At 61.8% G+C, this 24,325-nt stretch carries 17 protein-coding genes; 11 read left to right on the forward strand and 6 right to left on the reverse strand.

What is annotated here, in order from left to right; genetic code table 11:
* Positions 1-138: 138 nt before the first annotated feature.
* A complete protein-coding gene (locus ACD578_RS15535; RefSeq protein WP_404293894.1) occupies positions 139-1,788 on the forward strand; it encodes an aconitase X in 1,650 nt (549 codons plus the stop codon).
* Between the two features lie 483 nt (positions 1,789-2,271).
* On the opposite strand, the gene ACD578_RS15540 is transcribed toward ACD578_RS15535, so the two are convergent.
* Together ACD578_RS15540 and ACD578_RS15545 are read right to left on the reverse strand one after the other, a co-directional pair.
* Positions 2,272-3,324, reverse strand: a complete 1,053-nt coding sequence (locus ACD578_RS15540) for an alpha/beta hydrolase (protein ID WP_404286352.1) — start codon at positions 3,322-3,324, stop codon at positions 2,272-2,274.
* A gap of 173 nt (positions 3,325-3,497) precedes the next feature.
* Positions 3,498-4,391, reverse strand: coding sequence for a LysR family transcriptional regulator (locus ACD578_RS15545; protein WP_404286354.1), 894 nt, complete (start codon positions 4,389-4,391; stop codon positions 3,498-3,500).
* Between the two features lie 94 nt (positions 4,392-4,485).
* Here ACD578_RS15545 and ACD578_RS15550 point away from each other — a divergent pair, with 94 nt between their 5' ends.
* Positions 4,486-5,334: an SDR family oxidoreductase gene (locus ACD578_RS15550; RefSeq protein ID WP_404286356.1), complete on the forward strand. Its 849-nt coding sequence runs from the start codon at positions 4,486-4,488 to the stop codon at positions 5,332-5,334.
* 99 nt (positions 5,335-5,433) lie between these two features.
* The gene (locus ACD578_RS15555) at positions 5,434-6,015 is read left to right on the forward strand and encodes a flavodoxin family protein (protein WP_404286358.1); all 582 of its coding nucleotides are present in this window, start codon (positions 5,434-5,436) and stop codon (positions 6,013-6,015) included.
* A 170-nt stretch (positions 6,016-6,185) separates the two neighbouring features.
* Here ACD578_RS15555 and ACD578_RS15560 read toward each other — a convergent pair whose 3' ends face one another.
* Positions 6,186-7,076 (reverse strand): LysR family transcriptional regulator, encoded by an 891-nt coding sequence (locus ACD578_RS15560; protein WP_404286360.1) that lies wholly within the window; start codon positions 7,074-7,076, stop codon positions 6,186-6,188.
* A gap of 130 nt (positions 7,077-7,206) precedes the next feature.
* Here ACD578_RS15560 and ACD578_RS15565 point away from each other — a divergent pair, with 130 nt between their 5' ends.
* The 8 genes from ACD578_RS15565 to ACD578_RS15600 all read left to right on the forward strand — a co-directional run bounded on the left by ACD578_RS15565 (position 7,207) and on the right by ACD578_RS15600 (position 14,258).
* Entirely contained in the window at positions 7,207-8,196 is a 990-nt protein-coding gene (locus tag ACD578_RS15565; protein ID WP_404286362.1) for an aldo/keto reductase, read from the forward strand.
* A 23-nt stretch (positions 8,197-8,219) separates the two neighbouring features.
* Positions 8,220-9,209: an aldo/keto reductase gene (locus ACD578_RS15570; RefSeq protein WP_404286364.1), complete on the forward strand. Its 990-nt coding sequence runs from the start codon at positions 8,220-8,222 to the stop codon at positions 9,207-9,209.
* A 19-nt stretch (positions 9,210-9,228) separates the two neighbouring features.
* Positions 9,229-10,107: an FAD:protein FMN transferase gene (locus ACD578_RS15575; protein WP_404286366.1), complete on the forward strand. Its 879-nt coding sequence runs from the start codon at positions 9,229-9,231 to the stop codon at positions 10,105-10,107.
* A gap of 27 nt (positions 10,108-10,134) precedes the next feature.
* Entirely contained in the window at positions 10,135-10,557 is a 423-nt protein-coding gene (locus ACD578_RS15580; protein ID WP_404286368.1) for a hypothetical protein, read from the forward strand.
* A 144-nt stretch (positions 10,558-10,701) separates the two neighbouring features.
* Positions 10,702-11,883: an aldo/keto reductase gene (locus tag ACD578_RS15585; RefSeq protein ID WP_404286370.1), complete on the forward strand. Its 1,182-nt coding sequence runs from the start codon at positions 10,702-10,704 to the stop codon at positions 11,881-11,883.
* A gap of 120 nt (positions 11,884-12,003) precedes the next feature.
* On the forward strand, positions 12,004-12,432 hold the full coding sequence (locus tag ACD578_RS15590; protein WP_404293895.1) for a cytochrome P460 family protein: 429 nt from the start codon (positions 12,004-12,006) through the stop codon (positions 12,430-12,432).
* Positions 12,433-12,457: 25 nt separating this feature from the next.
* Positions 12,458-13,222 carry a DUF4405 domain-containing protein gene (locus ACD578_RS15595; RefSeq protein ID WP_404293897.1) on the forward strand — a complete coding sequence of 255 codons (765 nt, stop codon included), beginning with the start codon at positions 12,458-12,460 and terminating at the stop codon, positions 13,220-13,222.
* A 7-nt stretch (positions 13,223-13,229) separates the two neighbouring features.
* Complete coding sequence (locus ACD578_RS15600) at positions 13,230-14,258, forward strand: alpha/beta hydrolase (RefSeq protein ID WP_404286372.1); 1,029 nt, start codon at positions 13,230-13,232, stop codon at positions 14,256-14,258.
* 327 nt (positions 14,259-14,585) lie between these two features.
* Here the strand turns inward: ACD578_RS15600 and ACD578_RS15605 are convergent, their stop codons facing one another.
* Genes ACD578_RS15605 through ACD578_RS15615 form a run of 3 tightly spaced genes read right to left on the reverse strand, consistent with a single transcriptional unit; the run spans position 14,586 to position 24,310 of the window.
* Positions 14,586-15,074: a hypothetical protein gene (locus ACD578_RS15605; protein ID WP_404286374.1), complete on the reverse strand. Its 489-nt coding sequence runs from the start codon at positions 15,072-15,074 to the stop codon at positions 14,586-14,588.
* Between the two features lie 24 nt (positions 15,075-15,098).
* A complete protein-coding gene (locus ACD578_RS15610; RefSeq protein ID WP_404286376.1) occupies positions 15,099-15,455 on the reverse strand; it encodes a hypothetical protein in 357 nt (118 codons plus the stop codon).
* Positions 15,456-15,490: 35 nt separating this feature from the next.
* The gene (locus ACD578_RS15615; RefSeq protein WP_404286378.1) at positions 15,491-24,310 is read right to left on the reverse strand and encodes a hemagglutinin repeat-containing protein; all 8,820 of its coding nucleotides are present in this window, start codon (positions 24,308-24,310) and stop codon (positions 15,491-15,493) included.
* Between the last annotated feature and the right edge of the window lie 15 nt (positions 24,311-24,325).

Consider the following 24,325-nt stretch of genomic DNA (forward strand, 5'->3'; position numbering starts at 1 on the left):
ACTTGCGTGTAGTTTCGGATTACAGGACAAAGGCCTGGACCTGAACATCCCGTCGGGTCAGGAGACGATCGCGTGGAACTCATCAGATACGGCAGAACATTGGTGGCGGGCAAGGCACAAGGCCAGCTTCTCAGCGCCATGGTGGGGCTCAGCTTCTGGGGCGGCGTGGATCCTCAGACTAGTGTCGTCATCGATCAACACCACCCGCTGTGCGGTGAAAGCCTCGCCGGGCGGGTGCTCGCGATTCCGAGCGGACGTGGATCTTGCTCCGGAAGCGGCGTGCTGCTCGAACTGATCCTGAACGGCCATGCTCCGGCGGCCATCGTCATCTGTGAGCGTGAGGAAATCCTCACCCTCGGTGCGCTGGTCGCCGAGGTGGTCTTCGAGCAGTCGATTCCGGTGCTGCGGGTCGAGCGGGAGGTGTTCGCGCGCCTTGGTGAGTACCGGTACGCTAGAGTGGCGGGATCCAGCCTTCAACTCGTCCACGAGCCACCCATCGGGGATTGGCAACCCGAAACGGCGCAGCAGGAGAGCAACGAGGACACGACAGTCCGATTGGACGCAGTCGACGAAGCTTTCCTCTCGGGCCAGCATGGCAAGGCGGCGCAGGTTGCCATGCGCTTGCTGCTCCGGATGGCCGCGGTTCAGGAGGCTGATGCCTTTATGGATGTCACTCAGGTACACATCGACGGCTGCATCTATACGGGTCCGGCCAGCTTGCGCTTTGCGCAGATGCTGGTCGAATCGGGAGCCCACGTGCGCGTGCCGACAACTCTCAACTCCATCTCCGTGGACAAGCGCCGCTGGCGTGCGCAGGGCGTGGCGGAAGACCTAGGGGCTCCTGCGAGCGCCCTTGCTGACGCCTATCTTGCCATGGGTGCCCAGCCCAGCTTCACCTGTGCGCCGTACCTTCTTGAAAGCGCTCCCCGATTTGGCGAACAGGTCGGCTGGGCGGAGTCGAACGCGGTGGTTTATGCCAACAGCGTCATCGGTGCGCGGACGATGAAGTACCCGGATTACCTGGACGTGTGTATTGCCTTGACCGGGCGAGCCCCGCTGGCCGGCTGCCATCTTGATGCTGGACGACGAGCGACGCTCGCGCTGGAGGTCGACATGCCCGCAGGAGCCGATGACGCCTTCTGGCCGCTGCTCGGATATTGCTGCGGCTCGGTCTGCGGCACCGAGATCCCGCTGATCCGCGGACTTGAGACGAGCGCCGCCGGGCCGGACGAGTTGAAAGCCTTCGGTGCAGCCTTCGCAACGGTTGCCGCCGCACCGATGTTCCACGTCGCCGGGATCACGCCTGAGGCGGATGAGCAAAGGCCAGAGCGTCAGGTGCGCATCGGCTTGGACGCGTTGCAACACGCATGGGAGACCCTGAACACGGCCGCATCGCCGGAGGTCGGGCTTGTCAGCCTCGGCAGTCCCCACTTCTCTCTTGATGAATGCGCTCGGCTGGCAGCGCTGGTCCGGGGGCGAACCAAGGCAGCGGACGTTGCAGTGGTAGTGACCTGTGGCCGGGCCGTGCACGAAGCTGCTTCTCGAGCCGGGCATGTCGAGGTGGCTGAGGCTTTTGGCGTCCAGTTTGCGACGGATACGTGCTGGTGCATGCTCGGCGAACCGGTGATCCCTCCGGCTGTACGGACGCTGATGACCAACTCCGGGAAGTACGCGCATTATGCGCCGGGCCTCGTCGGGCGTGATGTCCGGTTCGGCAGCATGGCCGCGTGCGTGAAGGCCGCCTGTAGCGGCGAGGCGCAACAGGAAGCGCCCGCCTGGCTCTCGTAGTTCGTACTGGGGTAAGCCGAGAGTTCCCATGCCCTGCGGCAAGCCTCGGTTTCAAGTCTTGAACTGACGTTTGGATTCCTTGAAAAGTCTATCGAAGCTCCCAGTCCTGCACCGAATTTCGCCTATGCCTTGGGAACCAACTTGATGAGGCAGTGCGAAAGCAGCGCGCACAGCCCCACGATCGCCATGTGATGCAGGAACAAGGCCGACGTCGAAGTCTCGAAGTCTCGAAGTCTCGAAGTCCCAGAATTCAAATGTTATCTGCGTGAACAGCTTTGCCCCGACATTCAGGACATTCAGACTGTGAATTCCGCAGGGTCAGCAGGGCGACCGTGATCGCTAGCGGGGAAATCCGGAACATGGAGATCATGGAAGCCTCTGTGGAAGCCGCGAGGCTTGAGCGTCGCGCAGGAAACGGTGAACGCTTGCCCTGGCCTGACCTCCGTTGAGGTCGGCCTGGGCTTCGGTTCCGAGCAACGGCGACTAGAGGTTGCTCTTGAAGAAGGGTGCGAGCTTTTGGGCTGCGACGGACGAACCATCGCCGTCGTAGAGGTCCATGTGGGTGGCGCCGTCGATGATGAAGAGTTCCTTGGCCTCCGAGGCGGCCTTGGCGTGAAGCTCCTGGCTGTGCCACAGGGAACCCGCCTCACTGCCGGCGACCATCAACAACGGTTGCGTCAGGAAGGTTTCGGCCCCCTCAAACCCGGTGAACGACGCCAAGGTGCTGATGCTGGTCATCAGCATCTGGTTGGTGGAGTTGGGATGCTGGCCGCGCGGCGTCAGGTAATAATCAGCGGCTTCCTGGAGGTCGCGCGGGGCGGTCGTGTCGCCGATCTTGGGAACGTAGTTCACGTAGACCGGAGCGGCTCCGGCGGCCTCGGCCGAGCGCTGCTTGGCAACGGCATCCAGCGTCTCAATCAGGGCGGATTCCGCGGCCTTCCCATCCCAGCCCTTGCGAGTGGCAGCACCGACATCGACCGCGCTCACGGTCCCGAGCGCCTTGATGCGGCGCTCGGTCATGGCGGCCTTCACGGTCGTGCCGCTCCCGGCGCAGACACCCAGGGCGCCGATGCGCTCCGCATCCACATAGGGGAGCGAGACCAAGTAGTCGACCGCGCTGTAGATGTCCCCGACGCGCTTCATCGGGTCGTCGACGAAGCGGGGCATGCCGCCGCTGGCGCCCTGATGCGCCGCGTCGAAGGCCAGGGTGACGAAGCCCTCCTCGGCCAGTTTCCGTGCGTAGAGGCCGGCCGTCTGCTCCTTGACGCCACCACCGGGATGGACAACCACGATGGCCGCGTACTTCTGGTTCCGGTCGAAACCCTTCGGGTAGTAGACGTTCCCGGCCAAGGTGATGTCGTTCTTCTTGAACTCCACATTGGTGACGACGACGTCTCCGGCCTGCGCGCTGGTGACGGCGCTCTGAGGTGCGGGAGCCGGGGTGGCGGAGGCGGCCCCAGCCAGCAGGACGCCGACGGAGACAATGGAACTGCTCAGGAGGAGTTGGCGGCGGCTCAGCCCAGAGATCTTGCGCATGGTGTCGTCCCTTCGTGGTTCGGTGAGGCCCCAGCCGCCAGTGCGCCTGTGACCAACCGAAGCTAGTCGCTCCGACATTGAGAGATTAGCCCGTATGATTTGCATGGGCTTAGAAGGCTGTTTTCTGAATTGAAGGCGATCTGGCCCGCCGTCCCGCCCTGAGGCAGATGCGCCTAGCCGCGATAGCGAAGCGCCTCGATCACGAGCGCGAAGGCCGGCGAGTGCTGCCGGCGGCTCGGATAGTAGAGGTGGTACGCAGGGCGTGGCGGGCACCAGTCCGCCAGGACCCGGATCAGCTTCCCCTCCGCGATCGCCGTGTCCACCTGGTCCTCGGGAAGGTAGGCGAGTCCGAAACCGTCGAGCGCGGCCTTTCGCATCATTCCCACCGTGTTGAATGCAGTCCGTCCCTGGATCCGAACCTTCAGCTCCTGACCGTCCTTCTGGAACTCCCAGGCATAGAACGCGCCGTGGGTCGGCAGGCGGAGTTTGATGCAACTGTGCTCGATCAGGTCCTGCGGGACATCAGGCTTGGCACGGCCTTCGAAATAGGAGGAAGCACCCACCACCGCCATGCGGAGGTCGGCGCTGATCCGCAGGGAGATCATGTCCTTGTCGACCTGCTCCCCCAGCCGCACGCCTGCATCGTAGCGCTCTGCGACGATGTCCTTGAGACCGTAATCACTGATGATCTCGACGTTGATGTCGGGATACTCGGCCAGGAGAGGGACGAGGGCCGGCCAGAGGATGGTCTCGGCGGCGTGCTCGACGGTGGTGATGCGGATGGTGCCGGCGGGCTTGTCACGCATGGCGCTCAGCGCCGCGATCTCACTTTCGATCTCGTCGAAGCGCGGGCCAATGCTGTGAAGGAGGCGCTCGCCCGCCTCGGTCAGGGAAACGCTTCGCGTCGTGCGGGTGAGGAGGCGCAGCCCCAGGCGGGCCTCCAGGGTCCGGATCGTGTAGCTGAGCGCAGATTGGGACACGCCAAGCTGCGCCGCCGCCTTCGTGAAGCTCTCCTCGCGGGCGACCGCGATGAAAGCCGTGAGATCATTCACGTTGTCCCGGCGCATTCAGAAATCCGATTTCTAAGTCCATGCCGATAATACCATCTAATCGCGGATTCCCGGACGCGGTAGAGGCAGGGCTCAGAAATGGGAGACTGACATGAGCAAGGTCTGGTTCATCACAGGTGCCGGTCGGGGGCTGGGCATCGTTATCGCCCGGAAGGCCTTGGCCGCAGGACATTCCGTCGTCGCAACCGGGCGCGATGCGGATCGGGTGCTCCAGGCTGTGGGCGCACACGACAACCTGCTGACCGTCGCCCTGGATATCACCATCCCAGAGGCCGCGATTGCGGCCGCGAAGGCTGCGGTCGATCGGTTCGGCCGCATAGATGTCCTCGTGAATAACGCTGGCAACTTCTATGCCGGATACTTCGAGGAGATCAGCGCTACGCAGTTCCGGGCGCAAATGGAGACGAACTTCTTCGGTCCCCTGAACGTGACCCGCGCCGTCCTCCCAGTCATGCGGAAACAGCGCAGCGGTCAGGTGATAACGATCACGTCGACCGCAGGTCTGATCGGGCAGGAGTTCGTGGTCGCCTATGCGGCATCGAAGTTCGCGCTCGAAGGCTGGATGGAGTCGCTGCGCTTCGACGTGGCGCCCTATGGCATCCGCACGATGTCGGTCGAGCCGGGGTTCTTCCGCACCGAACTGCTGGTCGAGGGCAGTTCAACGATCTGGCCGGAGCTCTCGATCGAAGACTACGCCGACCGCACGGCGCAGACGATCGCAGCCTGGAAGGGCATGAACGGCCAGCAGGGCGGTGACCCGGCCAAGCTGGCCGCTGCGCTGGTGACCCTGTCGGACTCGGGAGAGCTTCCTCTGCGCTTCGTGGCAGGCGCCGATGCCATGGCGGCTGCCGAGGACAACCTGAAAGCCATTCAAGGGCAGATCGATGCGCATCGGGCCCTGTCGGCTTCGCTGGCTTTCGACGACGCCGAAGCGCCGTAGGCCTGATCTGACTGGCTGGCCTCGGCTGACCCGAAGCCCGAATGCCCATGAAGGACCGACGTGAGCACCAGGAAATCCATACTTCTCCTAGCTCTAGCTATGGCTGTCCTTGGGCTCGGCGTCTTCATGTTGATGACAGTGAAGGACCGGACCTATGTCCCGAGCAGGACCTACGCCCCGGTGGGCGAGCCGAACCGAGAGGTTGCGGTAGTCTACTACTCGCGCTCCGGGCATTCGGAGGCCGTCGCCCGGGAAGTTGCGCGCACGTTCAATGCGCCGATCGCTCGCATCTCAGCAGACTATCCTCTGGACTTCTCGGGTCAGGGAAAAGCCGTCTCTGATGCGAACGCGGGCGAGCTGCCACGGATCGCGGTCGAACCCATCGATCTCGATCCGGTTCGCCGCCTCTTCCTGGTGTCGCCGATCTGGATGTTCCGCCCGGCGACGCCGCTCTGGGCTTACGTCGAGCAGGCTGACCTTAAGGGCAAGGAAATCGTGCTCGTCACGACCGGAAACAGCCGATTCGAGCAATCGGAGATCGATGTGTTCGGACGGCGGGCCGAGGCGCGTGGTGGCCGCCTCATCAACCATCTTTTCCTACGCCGCGGCCGCATCTATTGGCAGAAGAGCCAGGAGGATCTGCTGACTGAGGCTCGCGCGAGAATACGCGATATCGAGTAACGCAGCTTGCCAGTCCCGGCAGTTCTAGCATGAGGGTTCGCGGTCTCAAATTATGTACCACGAGAAACGCTAACGTCTCCTTTCACCATAAGCGGCCCTTCCCTGAATCTGAATGGTCCATTCAAGAAGGTACGCACATACTCCGCTTGGGTTGATGATAGCGTTCCCGTTTAACCGCGATACCGCAGCGCATCCACGAGCAGGGCGAAGGCTGGCGTAGGTTGCCGACGGCTCGGATAGTAGAGATGGTATCCTGAGAACGGCGGACACCAGTCGGCAAGCATCTGTACCAACCGTCCATCAGCGAGACAGGCTTGGACCCGATCCTCAAGAAGATAGGCCAGACCATATCCAGCCACCGCCGCTTCGAGAGCCATGAGCGAGGTGTTGAACACGAGCCGTCCATCAACCCGCACCTTCAATTCACGACCGTCTTTCTCGAATTCCCATGTCAAGAGACCGCCGGACTGCATGCGGAGACTGATGCAGTCGTGAGAGGTCAGATCCTGTGGTGTTTCGGGCCGCGTTCGGTTCGCGAAGTATGATGGCGCGCCGACGACCGCCATGCGCGTGTCCGGTCCGATGCGGACCGCCACCATATCCTTGGCGATCTGCTCGCCAAGCCGCACGCCGGCGTCAAAGCGTCCCGCCACGATGTCGGTGAGGCCGTTGTTGATGTCGATTTCCACCTTGATGTCCGGATAGTCAGGCAACAGACGCTCCAAGGCTGGCCAGAGAACCGTATGGGCCGCGTGCTCGCCCGCCGTGATGCGGATCGTCCCGGCGGGCCTCTCCCGGAATTCGCTCAAGGCCGTCATCCCGGCCTCGATCTCGTCAAGGAGTGGCCCCATCGTCGTGAGCAGGCGTTCCCCCGCCGGGGTCGGCGCGACGCTGCGGGTGGTGCGGGTCAGGAGCCGAAGTCCGAGCTGCGCCTCGAGCCCACGCACCGTATGGCTCAGAGCCGACTGGGAAACCCCGAGCTTCGTTGCGGCCTTCGTGAAGCTCTGCTCACGCGCGACCGCCAGAAAGGCTTGGAGGTCGTTAATGGTGTCCCGCGGCATTCATGAAAGTCCTTCATATGTTCATGCGCTTTTTACCAGCTAGTTGAGGGTAGTCCCAATCACTAGATCGTTGGCAGTCACCTCATCGGCTGCCCTTGCGCTCCTGAGGCTCAATCAACGGAGGACAGACATGCAAAAGCGAACACTCGGCAAGGATGGGCTGGAAGTCTCGGCCCTCGGCCTTGGCTGCATGGGCCTGAGCCACGGCTACGGCCCGGCCACGGATACCCAGGATGCAATCAAGTTGATCCGCAATGCCTACGAGCGTGGGGTGACCTTCTTCGACACCGCGCAGGTCTACGGCCCATTCACCAACGAAGAGGTGGTCGGCGAGGCGCTGGAGCCCATCCGGGACCAGGTGGTGATTGCCACCAAGTTCGGCTTCGAGCTGCCCAGCCCTGACGGGCAGCAGAACCTGAACAGCCGGCCTGATTACATCCGGCAGTCCGTCGACGGGTCGCTGAAGCGCCTGCGCACCGACGTGATCGACCTTCTCTACCAGCACCGGGTCGACCCGAATGTCCCGATCGAGGATGTTGCCGGGACCGTGAAGGACCTGATCAATGAGGGCAAGGTGAGGCACTTCGGCCTGTCGGAGGCCGGCGCGGAGACCATCCGCCGGGCGCATGCCGTCCAGCCCGTCACCGCCCTGCAAAGCGAGTATTCCCTGTGGTGGCGCGAGCCGGAGAACGAGATCATCCCGACGCTGGAGGAACTGGGAATCGGCCTGGTGCCGTTCAGCCCGCTCGGGAAGGGCTTCCTCACCGGGACCATCAATGCCAATACCAAGTTCGACGGCAAGGATTTCCGCACCATCGTGCCCCGGTTCTCGGAGGAAGCCCGTAAGGCGAACCAGGGACTTGTCGATCTCCTCGGGCAGATCGCATCCGTGAAGCACGTAACACCCGCCCAGATCGCCCTGGCGTGGCTGCTGGCACGCAAGCCCTGGATCGTGCCGATCCCCGGAACGACGAAGCTGCATCGGCTCGAAGAGAACATCGGCGCAGCCGAAGTCGCACTGACTTCCGACGACTTGCAGAGGATTGAGGAGGCCCTCTCCACGATCACCGTGCACGGCGACCGCTATCCGGCCCACCTGCAAGCGCGCGTCGGCCGCTGAACCAGACACAGAGGAGACAGGATATGCAAAAGCGTAAGGTTGGAAACCTTGAGGTCTCCGCGCTCGGCCTCGGCTGCATGGGCATGAGCGCCAATTACGGCCCGCCTGCGGACAGGCAGGAAATGATCGCCCTCATCCGGACGGCGGTGGAGCGAGGCGTCACATTCTTCGATACCGCGGAAGTGTATGGCCCGTTCACCAATGAGGAGCTGGTTGGCGAGGCGCTCGCGCCCGTCAGAAGCCAGGTGGTGATCGCGACGAAGTTCGGGTTCGATCTTGATCCGGCCACCAGGGAGCGCCGCGGTGGCGTCAACAGCCGGCCGGAACACATCAAGGCCGTCGCAGACGCCTCCCTCAAGCGCCTGAAGACCGACGTGATCGATCTGCTCTACCAGCACCGGGTCGATCCCAGCGTGCCGATTGAGGATGTCGCCGGCGCGGTCAAGGACCTGATCCAGGCCGGCAAGGTTCGGACCTTCGGGCTCTCGGAGGCCGGGGCACAGACGATCCGCCGTGCCCATGCCGTCCAGCCCGTGGCGGCGGTCCAGAGCGAATATTCCCTCTGGTACCGGGGGCCGGAGGCGGAGATCCTGCCAACCCTGGAGGAGCTCGGCATCAGCTTCGTGCCGTTCAGCCCATTGGGCGCGGGATTCCTCACGGGCAAGATCGACACGTCCACGACTTTCGACAGCACGGACTTCCGCAACAGCGTCCCTCGCTTCTCGCCCGAAGCCAGGGAGGCGAACCTCGCTCTCGTCGACCTTCTCAAGGACGTGGCGGCAAGGAAGGGTGCTACGCCCGCGCAGATTGCACTGGCGTGGCTGCTCGCGCAGAAGCCCTGGATCGTGCCGATCCCCGGCACCACCAAGCTGCATCGCCTGGAGGAGAACATCGGCGCGACGGGGATCCAGCTCACAGCCGACGATCTCCGCGAGATCGATGCCGCTGCGTCAAGGATCGAACTCAAGGGAGAACGGCTGCCAGAGGGTGCGCTGAAGATGACCGGGCTCTGATCGCACGCGAGCCAAACCGATGTTCCGCTTCACGTTCGATGCCATCGGAACTGCCTGGGAGATCGAGACGCCGTCGCCGCTGGAGATGCCGGCGCGACGGCGGATCCTCGAGCGGATCGAGCGGTTCGACGTGACCTATTCGCGGTTCCGGCCGGACTCGCTGGTCTCGCGGATCGCGTCCTCGCCTGAGGGTGGGTGCTTCATATTCCCAAAGGACGCGGTCGCGCTCTTCGATCTCTACGATCGGCTGCATGCCTGCACCGGGGGCGCGGTCGATCCGCTGGTCGGGCGTGACCTCGAGCTGCTCGGCTACGACCGGACCTACTCCCTGATACCGGACACTGCCGGAATCCGCAGCCATTCTCCTGCAAGACCACGTTGGTCGAAGGACGTTCGACGCGAGGGCCTGGCACTCGTTACACGACGTCCGCTCGTGATCGACATCGGCGCAGCCGGCAAGGGATACCTCGTCGACATCGTCGCCGGCATCCTGCGCGAGGAAGGATTGACGAGCTTCCTCGTCGATGGCAGCGGAGACCTGCGTCATGCAGGCGACGATGCCCTGCAGATCGGACTGGAGCATCCCTTCGACGCCGGGCTCGCCATCGGCGTGGCGCACCTGAAGGATCGTGCCCTGTGTGCCTCGGCCGTGAACCGGCGGGCGTGGGGTGATGGACTGCATCACGTGATCGACGGGCGCACCGGAGCGCCGACCCGTGACGTGGTCGCGACCTGGGTCGTCGCGGACCATGCGGCGACCGCCGATGGGCTGGCGACGGCCCTCTTCTTCGTTCCAGGAGACCGCTTGGCGCACGAGTTCCGGTTCTCCTGGATCCGGATGTTTGCCGACGGCCGTGCCGAGATCTCCGCCGACTTCGATGGCGAGCTCTTCACTTGAATGGAAGGACAGCGACATGACGATGGGATGCAGGATGAAACGGATGACGGTGATCACGGCGGCCCTGATTCTGGCAGGAGCCTTGAACTCCGAACCGAGAGCGGAGGTGGCTCCACCAACACCCGAGCAGCCACACCCGCGCCTCCATCCCAACGGAACCGCTATGCGGACGGTACCTACACTGCAATCGGACGATACGGCGGCCAGCCGTCATTCATCACGGTCAAGGCAACCCTGTCCAAGGGCACCATCACCGCCCTTGAGGTCACCCCGCACGCCACGGTCCCGCGCTCGCTCGAGTTGCAGCGTCTTTTCGCGGCGGCCGTGCCCAGGGTGGTTGTCGGCAAGCCCATTGATCAGGTGAATGTGGGCAAGCTCGCCGGGTCCAGTGGAACGCCCAAGGGCTTCAATGCCGCGATCCGGCAGATCAGGGACCAGGCTGCTCGATGACCTAGCATGCATGCCGGACCGCATTCCATGAAAGATGTTCATAGGCTCATGCGGCATTCCCCGGCTAATCGATCGCCGTCTCCGTGATTAGGTTCGAACCAAGCCGCCCTTCCTGAGGCGGGGTGACATCCAACGGAGCAAAGCATGCCAGAGACGGAAACCCGGAAAGCCGATCCCAACCGACGCAAGTTTCTGGCTTCAGTAGCCGGCATCGCCGCAGTGCCGATGGTCGCTGGCACCTCCTTCCCGGCGAACGCCCAACAGGGCGCGCAAGGTGTCGGCAATAGCGGCCAAGGCTCGGGCGGTGCAACCGTAAGGGACCGCCGCAAGCTCGGCTCGCTGGAGGTCTCCAGCGTGGGCCTCGGCGTCCAGAACATGCACCGGACCTATCAGACGACGATCCCCAGCCGCCCCGAGATGCTCAACATCATCCGGACGGCTTTCGACCGCGGCGTGACTTTCTTCGACACGGCCGAGGCTTACGGGCCGCATGAGTGCGAGCGGATCGTCGGCGAAGCCATCGCATCGTTCCGCGACAAAGCCGTCATCACATCCAAGTTCGGCTGGGACGTCGATCTTGAGACCGGCGAGCGGCGGCCGGGTCTCGTCAGCCGTCCGGAGCGCATCAAGGCGGCCGTCGAGGGTATGCTGAAGCGTCTTCGGACCGATCGCATCGATCTCCTCTACCAGCACCGGGTCGACCCACAGGTGCCGATCGAGGACGTCGCTGGTGCGGTCAAAGACCTGATGGCGCAAGGCAAGGTCCTGCACTGGGGCCTGTCCGAAATGGGGCTCAACACGCTGCGGCGGGCTCATGCAACATTGCCGGTGACCGCCGTCCAGAGCGAGTACTCCATGCTCTGGCGCGGGCCGGAGGAGTCGGTCCTTCCGCTCTGCGAGGAACTCGGCATCGGCTTTGTGCCGTGGAGCCCGCTCGGCGTGGGATTCCTGACCGGAGCCATCGACGCCAGGACGCGGTTTGCTCAAGGGGACATCCGCGCGATCGAAACCCGCTTCTCGCCGGAGAACCTGCCCCACAACCTCGCGCTCGTTGCGCTGCTGAGGAGCTGGGCCGAGCGCAAGCAGGCCGCTGCGGCGCAGATCGCGCTGGCATGGCTGATGGCGCAGAAGCCCTGGATCGTTCCCATCCCCGGCACGACCCAGATGGCGCACATGCTCGAAAACATCGGTGCGGCCTCAGTGCCGTTCTCGCCATCCGAGGTCACTGAGCTGAACCAAGCCGTCGCCGAGATTCAGGTCCGCGGTGCACGCCTTCCGGACGCGGTGCTGGTCTTCTCGGGCGTGGAAGCGCCTCCGAAGACCTGATCCACCCCGACGCTGAATACAGCCCCTTCCAACCTGCCCTGATGCCCAACCGATGCGAGGTCCCTTGTGAAGTCCCCGAGAAGACGCCTTCCGTTGCTTGCCTTGGCCTCTGCCGCCATCATGCTGGTCGGCTGGCAGGCGATCGCCGAGAGCAATCGCGTGACGTTTCCGAGCCTTGAGAAGCTGGTTCACTACACAACCGTCCGCCGCGGCAACGTGACGGAGCACATCATGACCACGCCGGAGGCCATCGAGGCGGTCAAAAAGAGTCAGCCGATCCCGGCAGGCACGCACTTCGTGCTGGTCGACTACCGCGAGGGCGAGGTCTTCCGGTACTTCGTCATGGAAAAAGGCGCTGGCTGGGGCGGGGATTATGACGAACGGCGCCGCACGGGCGATTGGCAATTCCAGTGGTTCAAGCCCGACAAGACCATCAACATCAGCGAGAACACCGCCCGTTGCCAGTCCTGCCACCAGAGCCAGGCGGGAAGTGAACACCTTTACACGGGGTACCGCATTCCCCGGTTCAACGGCACGCCGATCGAATGAACCCGGGAAGCAGATCTTGAGCTCCATGTTCCTGATGCGGCTGGCGTTCGACCTGATCGCCGCTGGCCTGCTGCTGCTCGGCCTCGCCTACTGGTGGCTGGGCAACGCGGCTCACGAACTGGCTGGCACGGGGATGTTCCTGCTCATCATCGTGCACAACCTCTTCAATCGTCGCTGGTATGGCAGGATTGCCAAAGAGAGACGTCACGGGCGCGGGCTGTTCAACATCGGGATCACCCTGCTGCTGCTGATCGCGATGCTGGCGCTGCTCGTGACCAGCGTCCTGATCTCCGCCACGCTGTCGGGCTTCATGTCGGCCTACGGCGGCTTCACCGTGCGGCAGATCCATACGCTCGCCGCCTACTGGGTGCTCGTTATCGTCTCCATTCATCTGGGCCTGCGCTGGCCGATGATCATGGGTCTGGCACGCAACTTGTTCGGCATCTCGAAGGCGAGCGCCGTGCGGACCGCCGCACTTCGAGCGGCCACCATCCTTATCGCGATCCATGGCATCTGGAGCTCCTTCGAGCTGGGCCTCGGCACCAAACTCGCCATGCAGACGACGCTCGACTGGTGGAACTTCGAGGAGTCGGTCTCAGGGTTCTTCGTCCATTGCATCGCAATCGCAGGGCTGTACATGGTCCTGACCTACTATGCCGTGAAATGGCTCCAGCACCGGAGGCACATGACCTCACCGATCGGGCGCAGGACGGAGATCGCGCGAGGGCTGAAGACGGCCACGCATTCGAACCGTTCAACGGCGGTCAACGATCAGCAGGCCATCGAGTAAATCACATATGGGCATTCTCACATTGCCGTCCGCCACTATGGCGCTCTCCCTGTTCCTGTTGTCGACCTGCTCGGCGGCGAACGCGACCGAGGCCGCCTTGGCGCATGACAGGCCCGGTGCGAGCAAAGAGCAGGCGACGGGCGGAGCCAAGGCGGCTCCCCTGTCCACCAACAGCAGCATCCGGGACATTCTGAACCATCCGGCGTTCTCGGGGTTCGGTCGGCGGATATTGCCCTGGGACAACCGTCCCTATGACGAGAACATGCCGCTGGCCGACATAGGCTCGCTCCTGCCGTACCACACGCAGGTCCATCCCGAGACCGTAGTGGGATCGTTGAACCGCATGATCGACGATGTCGGCAAGGGCAGGACCGTCTTCTACGACATCTACACCGAAGCGCAGAAGCGGGCTGATCCGACGAAGGAGCATACCGGGTTGTTCTTCTTCCGAGGCAGGCCGGGAGCACCCTTCGCGGTGATATCGCCTGGGGGCGGGTTCGCCTATGTCGGTTCCGTGCACGAGGGCTTCCCATATGCCGCCGATATCAGCAGCAAGGGATACAATGCCTTCGTCCTGAAGTACCGGGTTGGACAGGGTGGAACGCTCGCCACCGAGGATTTGGCTGCGGCGCTCTCGTACATCTTCGAGAATGCCGACGCCCTCGGGGTCGGTACTCAGGGCTATTCCCTGTGGGGCAGTTCCGCGGGAGCAAGGATGGCAGCGTCGATCAGCTCGCACGGCGTCGCCCGTTTCGGCGGCAAGGACCTGCCGAAGCCATCGGCTGTCGTAATGGCTTACACGGCCCATACGGACTACTCAGCCGACGAGCCCCCTACCTTCGTGGCCGTCGGCGAGCAGGATGGGATTGCACCTCCCTCCGCGATGGAACGGCGGATCGCGGCGCTACGACAGGCTGGCACCGAGGTGGAATACAGGAAGTACTCGAATCTCGGACACGGCTTCGGGCTCGGCACCGGGACGAGTGCCGAAGGATGGGTCGCCGATGCCATTCGGTTCTGGGAAATCAACAAGTGATCGACGTCTCACCAATGTCCCCGGGGCAATAATGGGCATCAAGGGTCGGCTCTGGGTCAAACGCGGAAGCTAACCGAGGATCGAGAACGTCTGCTGACCGGCTCTTCTCGGACCATCGAGGTCTTCAGTATCTAAGTGGCGTGCGCAGAACTTGGCCTAAATGTCAGCTTCACGGTTACAATTCTGCATGTCACGGTCCCCTCTCCTCATGGCTTACCAATACCGCTCAGAAACGTTCATTTGTGAGCGGCGAGTCCCGGCCGAATTCAGCACGAAAAATGTTATTGTGAGCCCCGCCGCTCGAAATCTCGTCTCGAGATCAAATCGCTAATATCTTACCCTCGGACGAGTTTTGAGCGAATTGCGGTGCTGACCGGTCCAGAATCGAGCGCGGTTCACAGAATGCTTATCGGCGCTGCGTAGGGATCCACCAGCGACCAGGCTGACGCTATGCAGATCGAGGCCCTTAAGGCGGCAAGCTGTGAACGGATCTATCAGGAGACTGCGTCCGGTGCCCTCGCCGATGGTGGCCTTCGTCGTCTGCTCGATGTCGTGACTGGCGTAGGAGCCCGACACCGTGCCGCTCGGCTGGCCGTCCTGACCCGTCCCGTTCTGCTGCAGCCCGATCCCTACCGCCACCTGGCCGCTGGTCGAAGTGGCCCGGTCGTGGTCCTTGATGTCGCCGAAGCCGAGCGTATTAGTGTCGAGCGTCAAGTTCCCTGTGTCGGAGTTCAGCACCGCCCCGTTGACCTGCGTGTGCTTCTCCACAGTGACATCGAGCTTGTCCTTGGCATAAGGCCCGGTCTGTTCCTTCACTCAGGCCAGATCCGACCTGCTGCCTTAGTTTTCTAGAAAGTAATTCTTTGCAAGAGCTATAGCATCATCTCCAAACTCATCAGGTGTACCCGCTCGAACCTTATCCAGCAAACTATCGAGCTGCTCCTTTATAGCTTCCTTCCGAACGTTTCTAATATTTACCTTGTCCATATATTGAGCCGCTTTGTGAACAATTCGCAAAATTGACCAATGTAAATTTACCATTAGAAAGTCATGAGCGCTATGTTTATAATCTGAGGTTATGGCCTCTTGAAGCTCATGCAAGCCCACTACCGAGTACAGATTTCTTTCTTTCTGAGTATATATCAAGACGCTAACATCAATTTCTTCAGGCCACTGATCTAGGGCTTGTTTTAGCATTATGTCGAATCTCAGATTACGATTTTTCCTGGGGCTCACTTCCTAATCCTCCCGTCCGTCCAGACGCTGGTAGGCGTATCACCTCTTTCCCATGACTTCCTGTCAGGCCAACGTTTCCACTGCTCGCCACCATGCTTTGAGGTATCTTTTTCCCATATTGAACCATCCTCGCCATTCTTTTTCGCAGGTGTGCCCCTAATAGGGTCAAATATCTCTGGATTTGTTTTCGGAGTATCTGGGAAAGGCGCTGGCGTACTGTCATCGTCGCTGCTTTTGGCGATATATATGATCCCGCCGATTACAACAGCGGTAAGGGCAATGGCAGCTACAACAGGACCAGCTGCGCAAGCTCCACCGACTGCTACAGTTGTCAGTACTTCAGCATGCGCCGATGTAAATAGAAGATCATGGAGGAGAGAGCTTTGTTTCCCTGCGCATGCGCCAAGTTGGGCACTTGCTTTCGGATCTTCAACGGCAGCTTTTGCAGCCGCTACAGCAGCCCTCTTGCTCTTCTCTCGATCCTCAGGCTTGATCTCCCCGTTTTCCACGAGCTGGTCGACCAGCGCTCCGGCCGTCTCTTCAACTGTTCTTCCCTCCAGGTTCAGGGCGTGCGCGGCATCCGCAATAGCATTCTTGATGTTTTGTGGAACATTAGAGAATCCTTTGGCAGCGGCCTGCCCGAATTCATTGAGGTTCTGTTTTATGCTAGAAAACCCTGAAGCAATCTCCTTGACCGCATCGGTCGACGCATAGACCTGAACACCCGCCCGCTCGTTTTTGGTGATCACCTGCGCCGTGTCGGCATCGCGGTTGAGGTCCTTGACGTCCTGTTTCTGCTTGTCTTTGTCGCGGATCGTGATCGTGCCTTCGCCGACGGTGGCTTTCGTCACCTGCTCGATGGTGTGGCTGGCATAGGAGCCCGACACCGTGCCGCTCGGCTCGCCAGTCTGACCCGTGCCGTTCTGCTGCAGCCCGATCCCCACTCCGATCTGGCCGCTGGTCGAGGTTGCCCGGTCACGGTCCTTGATGTCGCCGAAGCCGAGCGTGCCAGTGTCGAGCTTCAAACTGCCCGTGTCGGAGTTGAGCACCGCCCCATTGACCTGCGTGTGCTTCTCCACCCGCACGGCGAGCGTGTCCTTGGCATAGAGCCCGGTCTGCTCCGTCACCCAGGCCAGATCCGACGCGCTCCTGCCGCCGCCCAGGTTCAGCGTGCCCGAGACCGGGCTCGCGCCGAGGCCGATCGTCAGCGAGCCGCCGACGCTCGACGAGGACGATGAGCCATGCGCCGTGTTCTGGCGCGAGGCCAGGGTGAAGTTGCCCTTGACGGCGACATCGATGGTCGCGGCCGTGACCACCGCTCCGGCGATCGTGGTGTTCTTGAGCGAGCCGATATGGACGTTGCCGCCCGCGTTCAGGTGCGAGTTGAGCTGCGTCACGCTCCAGTTGTTGGCCTTGGCCTGTGAGGCCCCGCCTTCCAGGTAGAGGCCGCCGGTGCAGCCGCTCGCCGCACCGCAACTGCCGCCCACGCCCACCCCGACGTTCCAGCTCGACGAGGACGACGACGAGCCGGCATACGACTGCGCGCTCTCGATCGTCACGTGCCGCCCGGCGTCGATGGCGATGTCCTTCTTGATCGTCGCCTGCACGCCCTGGAGATGCACGTTCCGGCCGGCGTCGAGCACCAGGGACTCGGCCTTGATCGTGGTGCCCACCGCCGTGTTGGACCACGCCTCGCTGTGCGATTTCGACCCGGAGGCGCCGAGCGTCAGGCTGGCGCTGACCGTCGGGTTCGTCAGCGACAGCACCCCTTGCGTCAGATTCAGCGCCGCGCTCATCGCCCCGATCGCCTGATAGGCCGGGTTGCCGTAGCCCGACTTCGCCAGCCCCGGCGTCTGGGCGATCTGCCGCATCGCCCCGGTGACGTTCTGGCTCACCTTGAGCTGCAGCCCGGCGAACACCTCCTTGTTGCTCTGGTAAGAGCGGTTCGTGTCCACACCGGCCAGGATCTTGATGTCGTCCACGGCGTCGATCTTCACCTGGCCCTTTTTCGAGACGATGGTCGCCGCCACGATGGTGGCGCTGCCCCCCGCATGGATCGAGATTCCCTCGCCGCCGCTCAGGATCGACCGAGCCGCCCGGCTCGCCGCCTGGCCGTTGCTCACTGACGAGCCGTGATAGCCCGCCTGCACGCCGAAGCCACCGTCGCCACCCGAAACATGCACGCCGATGCCGGACACCTTCTTGGTGAAGGTCTGCTCCGCCTCGTGCTTACCGGGATCGATGTTCACGTCGCGTTTGGCGTCGAGGGTGATCTGCTTTTTCGCCGTGACGGCCGAGCCCTTGATGTCGATGTCGCGCGCCGCCCTCATGGTGACGTTGCCGTCCTTCGAGGAGACCGACGAGGCCACGTTGGTGCCGATGCTCGTCGTGCCGGCCGTGGACGTCTTGCGGTAGATGTCGAAGCCGCCGTTGCCGAAGAACAGGCCGATGCCGCTCTTCTTCTGCGTGAAGGACGAATCCGTCGTATCCTGGACGGACTCGATGTTGACGGATGCCTTCGATCCTTTGACGAGCTTTCCGTCCGCATCGTAGCCGGCGAGAAGGTTGACGTCGTTTCGCGCCGAGACATGGCTGCCCAGCACCGAGATATCGCCCTTCTCCGTGCGGATGTTCACGTTGCCCTTGGAGGAGGACACCACGGAGCCGCGATTGGTCTCCGTCGCCAGATCGCTGGCGAAACTCGAGCTCTTGAGGAAGCCGCTCTTCTTGCCGCCTGACGCGGAATCCACCGAGTCGATTGCGGCGGCGATGGTCACGCCCTTCTTGCCGATGAGATTCATGTCCCCTTGGGACGTGACGGTGGAGCCCTTGATGTCGATTGTCTTCTTCGCGCTCATGGAGAGCGTGCCGCCGGAGGACACGACGGCGCCGATGTTCTTGACATTGGTAGTCGCGCTCCAGTTCTTGCCGAAGCCTTCCGCCGTCGTGGTGACGATCCTCTGCGTCTCGATGTTGATGTTGCCGCGGGCGTTGAGCGTGAGGGAGTCGCCCGCGAGCATGGTGCCGCCGCGATTGGTGATGTCCTTCCTGGTCTCGATATAGAGGTCCTTGGCGCTGACGAGGCCACCCGTCTGCAGCTTGCCGTCGATCACCTTGCGCTCGTTCAGGAACTCCTTGGCATCGATGGTGAGATTCTCCGTGGCCAGGATTTGTCCCGTGTTGGTGACCTTGCTGCCCGTGATTTCGACGTTCTCGCCGATGACCAGGCCCTGACCCGGGGTATAGGCGTATTTGGCGAGATCCTTCTCCGGCAGGATCAGCTCCGGCACCAGCACGCGCTCGCCGTTCACATTCTTCCACGTATACCAGAGGATCGGCTTGGTGACCTTCTTGCGCTGGTCCTTGGTGAGATTGTCGCCGAGCTTGAGGCCGGAATTGGCCTTCAGGAATTCGACCGTGCCTTGATAGAACTCCTCCTGCTGCTCCTTCGGATTCTTGTATTTGGGGTCGAGCAGGCCGCGGCCAGTCTGTTGAAGTAGCGACTGCTGAATCAACAGCCGCTCCGTTGCCGGATCCGCGAAGAAAGTAAGGTTCGAGGCATCGGCTCCAACCGACGCGAAGATCCAGCTCGGATTGCGCTCATCCGTTCCCTCGATCGGAACGGCATATAGGAATTTGACCGTCCCAACCGGTTTCGTACCAGAGGCCGTGATCGGCTTTCCACGGGCGTCGACTGCAGCCTTGATGGTCACGCCATCCTTGCCCGCGACGCTTCCGCTCGTCGCATCCGATGCCGGATCGTAGACGTTGCCCCGGCCACGGCTATAGCCTGCCTTTTTGAGATTGAGGGCATTCGCGAGATTGATCGTGGAAGCAGGTTGCTTGGGCGGTGGATTCCCGCCGGAAGAACCGATCGTCACCGTCTTCCCATCGATTACGACGGTGCTACCCTGGATCGTACCCGTATCGGTCAGTGTACCGTGCGTGTATACAGTCTTCTCTGCATAGATCAAAGCGAGTTGGCTCTTGACCGTCAGGTTCTTGATGACCGCCGCCGTCAAGATGACATCGCCACCGGCGCCGCTGATGGTCGACCCAATGTTGTTGATTGCGTCGCTCGCAGTAGCCGTGATGCTGCCTCCAGCTTGGATGAGCGAAGGGCCGGAGAGTGTCTGATTCGCGGCGATCCCTAAGCGGGTATTATCGATCTGACCCTTCGACGTCAGAGTGATGTCATTTCCCGCCTGTATTATGGACGCGTAGTTCAGAATATCCTTGTGCGCATTGATACTGAGATCGTTGCCGGCATAGAACATGCCAGGGTTGACCTTCTGCGGATCGTTGCTCCCGTTGATCACGGAGCCAACGGTCGAGGTAAGCTTCAGATCCTCCGATGCAGCCACGGTGGCATAATTAATCAGATCGCCGGCAACCTTGAAAGTGAAACTGCCTTTGACTTTCAAGTCCTCGGTAAAGGTGTGTCCTACCCCTGTCAGAGTGATGTTCAGATCTCCGCCGAATCGAAAGCGACCGTCCGTGACTTTATCATTGGTAAGGAAGCCGTTGCTCAGCTTCAATGCGTTAAGCTTCACATAGCTGCCGGCGATGATCTGGCTGTTCTTGTCGTTGTCGATCTCATGGAAAGATAAGAGAGTGAGCTTGTCCCCCGACATCGAAGCGATGTTTGAGGCATTGGCTCCGCGGTTTCTGACATAACTCGCATCAATGTAGAGCGTATCCGAACCAATGATAGTTCCTGCATTGAGAACCTGAGCCACATTCATGTAGGTGGTTTTAGCCTCAATCCTCGCGCCGCTCCCATTGATCACGAGGGTTGGCCCGCTGGTCTCGATTTTAAGCAAATTATTGGCTTTGAGCGTGCCGGAATTGCTTACGTCGTTATATGCTAAGATATTAAGGTCCCCGAGGCTCTCAATAAGTCCCGAATTTGTGAGGTTATATGCGCTAAAGGGAGAGCCAAATATCGAGATCAGTTGATCGCCAAGGATTTGTCCAGCATTGGTAACACCGGAACTCTTGGCATCGAGATTGATTACCGAAGCCTTAAGCGTCGCGCCAGACGCGTTTGCGATTACGTTTGCAGATATACCGAGCCCTGCGACCGCATCAACTACGCCGAAGTTAGAGAAGCCTTCAGCAAGCGAAAAGTCGATGTTTGTGGCATTCAGATGCGAGCCTGCTAGGCCCAAATAGCTTGGGCCAGAATATTTGATCAAAGACGATGCAATCATTTCACCGGCATTGGCGAACCCCTTAGGGAGGACCAACTGCAGGTCCCCATTCGCCGAGATCTTTCCGGTATTCGACAGCGTCCCCGGCACATTCAGCCACAAACCCGCATTGGTCGTCTGTAGCACACCTTGGTTGGTCAGGTTGGAGCCGATGGTCAGAGCCATCGCGCCTCCGCTGATCACGCCGATAGTCTCGCCGCTGGATGGACCGTTCAGGATATCGTTCGCTGACAAGGTCAGCTGCGTCGCGCCGGCAACCAAGCCGTAATTCTGGAGCGACCCAGTAATCGTCGCCGTGACCCAATTCGCACCGAATTTCGCATTTGTCGATGCATTCGAGAACCATGGCGCCGTCAGCGTCACGCTGGTATTGGCGAGGATATCGCCGGAATTCGTCACCCCGCCATGGGCATTAAGAGTGAGAGAGTCATTAACGCCGACGATCCGTCCAGAATTTGTCGTTGTCCCCCAAGCCGTGACCGTCAGGGCATTGTCGCCGATGATGTTGCCCTCGTTGTTAAGAGCGCCATCGACCATCACGTTCGCGCTCGCTCCGCCGAGGGTGGACAAAGCGCCCCGATTCATCAGCGAACTGGCCTTCGCGGTCACTGTGCTCGAGCCCAGGATCTTGCCGGCATTGTCGATCTGGATATGCCGCGTGTCCGTCCCGAGCTTCGTCACTTTCGCCGACAGCAGGGCTTGCGATGAGGCGGCCGTATAGGATGCAGCATCGATGGTGAGGGCCTCTCCGACAGTAATCGAGCCGTTATTCGTCACCTGGTTGGCCGTGAGCGTGCCGTTCTTCTCGGCGAGCATGCTGCCGGCATTGCTGAAGCTGCCGGCGTAGATCGTGAGGTCACTCCCAGACTCGATCGAGCCGAGATTGCTCACGCTCGCGATCGCGCTGGCCCCTCCTCCGAGCTTGATCGTCCCTCCCAGGATTAGGCCAGCATTTGTGTTCGCAACGGTGGGACCATTCTCCAGCTGTCCAGCCCGTATGTCCACGAGGGTGCTGCCCGAGACGAGGCCGAGATTCTTGAAGCTGCCGTTGCCAAGGCGAACGGTCAGCGTCTTGCCACCGAGCTTCCCCTGGGCGGTCGCGGTATAGCTTGACGCATTCAGGCTCAGATCGTCATCGGCGACGATGGTACCGTTGTTCTGCACATCAATGGCGGTGAGCCTGAGATTGGGCGCGGTGGCAACGCCCGTCGCGCTGATCGCCCCGTCATTGACAAGATTGCCCCCGGATGTGAGCTCGATGGACTTGGCCACGAGCGTACCGGCATCGGTCTGTGGTGCCGATGGCCCGACCGTGATCGTTCCGGCCTTGACGGTCAGAGCGTTCTCCGCATTCACCAGCCCCCGGCTTGTGAACGCGCCGGACACGTCGATTGTCACATTCGATCCGCTGACACGACCGCCCGCGGATATGTCGTCGAACGCGGCGGCGTCGATCGTCACGGCTCCCTTGGCGATCACGTCGGCACCGCTCGTGACCTTTCCGGCCCTCGCAGTCAGCGTCAGGTTGCCTTCGCTGGCAAGCAGCGATCCGGGCGAATTCAGATGACCGTGCGCCGTGATCGACAGGCTCGCGACGCCGCCAACCGTCCCTTCGTTCAGGATATCCCCGCCGATCGTGAGAGTGTTCGTGCCCGCATTGATCGCGCCGGTCGCGCGATTCGTGAGCGAACCGGCGCTCGCCGTAATCCGCCGCTCGCCGAGGATCTGGCCGCTGTTCTCAAGTGCTCCGGCGACGATCAGATCGGCCGTCAGGCCGGCGAGCACAGCAGCAGCCGAATTGGCTTGGTAGCCAGCGGCCGTGACCGTCAGCGCTCCGCCTGCTTGGACGACATTGTCGTTCGCAATGGAACCACCCGCCACGATCGAGAGCGTTCGATCTGACACGATCTGCCCGAGATTAGTGAGATCGCCGACGATCTTGAGGGTCAGATCCCTGCCGTAGATGACGCCGGTTTCGGTGTTGGACAGCGTTCTGGCTTCGATGAGGGTGCTGATCCGGCCGTAGAGAATGCCGGCATTCACGATCTTGTTCGAGGACGACAGGACGATGTTATCCAGCGCAAGCTGCCCCCCGGCCGCGTTCGTGTAGGTGTTGCGGACCGACAGGTCGAGATTGCCGTAATCGAGAACCGTCCCGTTGATCAGGTCTCCCTTCGCATCGATGATGATGCGATTTACAGCATCGAAAGCCGTGCCAGTGCCCAGCTCGACCTTCTGGCCGGCAACTTTGACGCTGTCGATGCCGGCGACGATGATGGTGTTGTCGATCCGTGCCTCATCGAGGCCCGTGACAGATACCGCACCGCCACCGATCTTGAGATCGACAGTCCGCAACGAGCGCCCTTCGAGCATGACCTCGCCATTGGCGCCGATCGTCCCTTGCGCGACGAGCTCTCCACCGGAGACCAGGCTGATCGTGTTGCCGGCCTGAAGAACACCGCGGGTGGCAAGTGACTGCAGCGCCTCCAGAACTACCGCATCGTTGGCGGTCAACTCGTCGTTCAGGCCGACCTCGATCCGCTTGCCCGACACTGAGATCCTGCCGAGCGCCTGATTGTTGCCGGTCAGCGTGACCTGACCATCGGCCAGCAACGTCACATCGCTCTTGGCATCGGAAGAGGCGAGGCTCAGGTCACCGGACGAGCGGATTGCAACCTCACCGGTCAATGCTTCGAGCTTTCCATCCAGTTTAATGCCGAGATCGATGTCGCGCGAGATGACCGAGATGGTGTCGGCCTTGATCGTACCGGCGGCGCTGGAGCGGATGGCCGGGCCAGTGATGGCGCGCAGTTGTGAGGCGTCCTTGGCGACGGCCGTGTCGCCCGCCAGGTTGTAGACCATGCCGCCGGCTCGGAGGCGCACGGCCTCCTTGGCTTCGACAGGCCCGTTCACATCGATCTGCCGCCCGATGAGGTTCACGGCATCGAGGGACTTCTTGCCACCGCTCGACAGACCCTGTCCTGCGACCGAGATCTTGCCGCCCTCGACGTCGAAGCTCACGGTGCCGCGCCGATAATCGGGCAAGGGCGCTCCGGTCGAGAGAGTCACGCGGCTGCTGTTGATGAAGGTGCAACCGACGCAGCCGACGCCGTTGGGATTCGCGATGATCACATCGGCTTTCGAGCCGAAGACTTCGGTCGGTCCGTTGAGTGTCGAGGCCGCAGCGCTCGTCACCTCGTTGAGGATGATCCGGGCCGGACGGCTGCCGACGAGATTGGGATTGGCCGTGACCCTACCGCCGATGATCGAGGTGCCACCGAGCTTGGAATTGTTGAGGATGACGCCACGGGTGTCGATGTCGTAGCGCTGGAACTTGTTATGCGAGATGCCGCCGAACGACGGTTTGGTGATATCGACCAGGGGCGTGCCGTTGGCCGATGAGCGGACCTTCGGCTGGAACGTGATCGGCGCGCGCGGGTCCTTGATGACCTGCGCATTGGCGAGGGGGGCAGAAAGCGACGTGGCGAGGGAGACGCAAGCCAGGGTGAGGCCGAGACGCCCCCACAGCCCTTGCCGCATTCTGCTGCTGAGCACTCCCGAATGCACCGCCACATTCGTGTGAGCAACATCCCGTTTCGCCATGGCCCCGTCTCCTTT

Origin of the sequence: Microvirga sp. RSM25 (assembly GCF_044784385.1) — a bacterium.
Taxonomy (GTDB): Bacteria; Pseudomonadota; Alphaproteobacteria; order Rhizobiales; family Beijerinckiaceae; genus Microvirga; species Microvirga tunisiensis.